This is a genomic window from Sinomonas sp. G460-2, from assembly GCF_047759905.1.
In the GTDB taxonomy this organism is placed as follows: domain Bacteria; phylum Actinomycetota; class Actinomycetes; order Actinomycetales; family Micrococcaceae; genus Sinomonas.
In genome coordinates this window covers 1-2,383 of the sequence record NZ_JBKZWT010000441.1, presented here as the reverse complement: position 1 = coordinate 2,383, position 2,383 = coordinate 1, and the positions used below count along the sequence as shown (strand labels likewise).

The 2,383-nt window shown below is 70.8% G+C and carries 2 protein-coding genes and 1 riboswitch; of the genes, one reads left to right on the top strand and one right to left on the bottom strand.

What is annotated here, in order from left to right; genetic code table 11:
- Positions 1 to 1,134: glycine dehydrogenase (locus tag ACLN58_RS21115; protein ID WP_415857182.1), on the bottom strand; the 1,134-nt coding region annotated here is incomplete at its 3' end.
- Positions 1,135 to 1,277: 143 nt separating this feature from the next.
- A riboswitch (glycine riboswitch) is annotated at positions 1,278 to 1,376 on the bottom strand.
- Between the two features lie 197 nt (positions 1,377 to 1,573).
- Here ACLN58_RS21115 and ACLN58_RS21110 point away from each other — a divergent pair.
- Positions 1,574 to 2,362 carry an EfeM/EfeO family lipoprotein gene (locus ACLN58_RS21110; protein ID WP_415857181.1) on the top strand — a complete coding sequence of 263 codons (789 nt, stop codon included), beginning with the start codon at positions 1,574 to 1,576 and terminating at the stop codon, positions 2,360 to 2,362.
- Positions 2,363 to 2,383: the final 21 nt, after the last annotated feature.

Here is a 2,383-nt window from a genome sequence, read left to right as displayed (position 1 = left end):
GCCCGCGGACTCGAGCGCCGCGGCGAGCGTGCGCGCGTGGCGGTGAGTGTGCTCGGCGATCGCCTTGAGCCCCTCGGGCCCGTGGTAGACCGCGTACATCGACGCGACGATCGCGAGGAGCGCCTGCGCCGTGCAGATGTTCGACGTGGCCTTCTCGCGGCGGATGTGCTGCTCGCGGGTCTGGAGGGCCAGGCGGTAGGCGGGGCGGCCGGCGTCGTCCTTGGAAACGCCCACGAGGCGGCCCGGGAGCTGGCGCTCGAGGCCCTTGTGCACCGACATGAAGGCCGCGTGCGGGCCCCCGTAGAAGAGCGGGACGCCGAAGCGCTGAGCGCTGCCGACGGCGATGTCCGCACCCTGCTCGCCCGGGGACTTGATGAGGGTGAGCGCGAGGAGGTCGGCGGCGACGGTGACCATCGCGCCACGCTCCTTCGCGGCGGCGATGAGCCCGCTCGCGTCCGCGACGAGGCCGGACGCGCCGGGCTGCTGGATGACGACGCCGTTGATCGGCCCCTCGGGGAGGCCCTGGGACAGGTCCGCGACCTCGACCTCGAAGCCGAGCGCACGGGCGCGGCCCGTGACGATCGCGATCGACTGCGGGAAGAGCTCGGCGTCGAGGACCGTCCTGCCGGCCGCGGCTTCCTTGTTCTTGTTCGCCCGGCGCATGAGCAGCACGGCCTCCATGACCGCCGTCGCCTCGTCGAGCAGAGACGCGTTCGCGATCTCGAGGCCCGTGAGATCCTCGACCGCGGTCTGGAAGTTCAGGAGCGCCTCGAGGCGGCCCTGCGAGATCTCGGGCTGGTATGGCGTGTACGCCGTGTACCAGGCGGGGTTCTCGACGATGTTGCGGCGGATGACGGCGGGCGTGACCGTGTCGTAGTAGCCCTGGCCGATCATCTGGACGCGCGGCTTGTTCTTCCCCGCGAGGCGGCGCAGGGCCGTGAGAGCGTCCGTCTCGCTCAGGGCGGCGGAGAGGGTGAGCGGGGCGTCCTGCTTGATGCTGTCCGGCACCGCGGACGCGGCGAGGGCGTCGGCACTGTCGTAGCCGACTGCGTTCAGCATGTGCTTGATGTCTTCGTCTCGCCGCGCACCGATGTGCCGGTCGACGAAGGCTGCGGGAACTGCATGGTCCGTCACGGGGGAACTCCATCACTCTGGCCGCGGGTGCGCGGCATGGACTCGTTCCTCCCCGCTCTGTATCGGACCTGAGAGATTCCGCCGGCCCGTGAGGGCTGGCTTGCACCGTCGGTGAGCCCGTTCGGGCTGCTTTCCAGAGGCGCCTTGCCGCGGCGGTACAGGTGCCTGAGAGATTCCTGGGGAGGTGTTGCTCCTACGGCGCCTGCTCGCTCGTGCTCGCAGGACTCTCCCGCCGCAGATCAGAGGCTTGTTCAGTTGTTGGGCGCGACTGGGTGCCGCACAGACCAATTCTGCTATGCCGGGGGTCACAGGGCAAACGACGAAGCCGAGGCCTGCGCGGGGCGAATACGCAACAGTTTTGCATCCTAATTTGAGTTAGCTTAGGCTCGCCTTGCCTGAGACCCCTCGGGCGCCCCTCCAGACACCCCGAGGTACCCCCATGACCGCAGGGCCCGAAGCCCCCGAGGCACCCGCCCCTCCCACCCCGGCGACCATGGACGACGCCGTTGCCGCCTACCACGATTACGTCGCCGAGCGCCTGGCCGAGCTCCGCGGGCATGCGCTCACCCTGCGCGCGAACGTCGGCAACGGCGATCTCGACTCCGCCATGCAGGCATGGCTCGACGCGCAGCAGACCTGGCAACGCGTCGGCGCCGCGTACGGAAGCTTCGGCGACCTCGGCAGCGCCATCTCCCCGGGCTCGCGCGGGCTCGAGGGCGGTGCCGCGAACCCCGACTTCTCGGGCCTGCGCCGGATCGAGTACGGCCTGTGGCACGGTCAAGGTGCGGGCGAGCTCATCCCGGTGATCGACAAGCTCCTGGGCGACCTCGACGCGCTCGAGGCCAAGCTGCCCGAGACCGCGGTCGCGCCCTCGGACATGCCCCTGCGCCTGCACGAGATCCTCGAGGACGCACAGCGCGACCACCTCTCGGGCCGCGGCGACCAGGGCTCGGGGCTCGCCCTCGCGCTGGCCCGCGCCGACGTCGACGGCACCCTGGAGGTGCTCAACCTGCTCCGCGGCCTGCTCGAGAACCGGAAGGCGGGCTTCCCGGCCCGGCTCGACGGCGAGCTCGCCACGCTCGGCGCCGCGATCGACGCGACCCAGAAGGACGACGCGTGGACCGACTACGCGAAAGTCCCGCTCGGCGAGCGTCAGGCCGTCAACTCCGCGCTCGGCCGCGTCCTCGAATCGCTTTCCCTCGTTCCGCCGCTGTTCTCGACCGACTGACCTCCCCCCCCGACCTCCTGA

Coding starts and splice junctions, on each gene's coding strand:
- ACLN58_RS21110 (WP_415857181.1), top strand. CDS start 1,574: ATGACCGCAGGGCCCGAAGCCCCCGAGGCACCCGCCCCTCCCACCCCG.